The organism is Streptomyces europaeiscabiei, assembly GCF_001550375.1.
In the GTDB taxonomy this organism is placed as follows: domain Bacteria; phylum Actinomycetota; class Actinomycetes; order Streptomycetales; family Streptomycetaceae; genus Streptomyces; species Streptomyces europaeiscabiei.
This window is the reverse complement of sequence record NZ_LRTR01000711.1, coordinates 1-721: the sequence shown is the minus strand read 5'-3', so window position 1 is coordinate 721 and position 721 is coordinate 1. Positions and strand designations below refer to the sequence as shown.

1 protein-coding gene is annotated in these 721 nt (G+C 73.5%); it reads left to right on the top strand.

Features of this window, described 5'->3' with window-relative positions; all coding sequences use genetic code 11:
* Window positions 1-165 precede the first annotated feature (165 nt).
* Window positions 166-721, top strand: a 556-nt coding sequence (locus AWZ10_RS35245; RefSeq protein WP_159058469.1) for an alpha/beta hydrolase, incomplete at its 3' end; no start/stop codon positions are given.

Genomic DNA, 721 nt, shown 5'->3' with positions numbered 1-721 from the left:
CCCCGCCGCCCCCCCACCCCGCCCCACCTCCCTGACCCAGCGTCACATCCGCGTGTCGGCGCACGTCACGGGCCTGATACCGTCCCCGCCAACGGCAGGCGTCCCTTTCCCAGGCACCCGCCCACCCAAACCCTTCCAAATCTGTTTCACCCGAGAGGTTGGCGCATGCCGGACGACGACGCCGCAGCCCGCGATGCCGCCGAAGAGGCATCCGCCTTCTCGCACCTGACCATCGCCCCGGACGCCACGGCGGCCTACGGCGACCACCCCGACCAGGTGATCGACTTCTACGCCCCTCGCATCTCCGGCTCGGGCGGGGACGCAGGAACAGGGGCAGGCGGAGGAACAGGCGGAGGAACAGGAACAGGAACAGTCGGGGGCAGGGGCACAGCCGCATCCCCAGGCACCGCCCCCGTGGTCGTGGTCCTGCACGGCGGCGCCTGGCGAGCCCCCTACGACCGTCACCACATCACCCCCTTCGCCGACTTCCTCGCCCGCCACGGCTTCGCGGTGGCCAACATCGAGTACCGGCGAGGAAGCTCACTGCCCGCCCAGACCGGCCCCACCGGCACCCCCGCCCCGACCGCGGGCCGCTGGCCGGAGACGTTCGACGACATCGCCGCCGCCCTCGACGCCCTGCCGGACCTCGTACGCGCGGCCCTGCCCCAGGCGGACCCCCGCCGCGTGGTTCTCACCGGCCACTCCGCCGGCGGGCACCTCG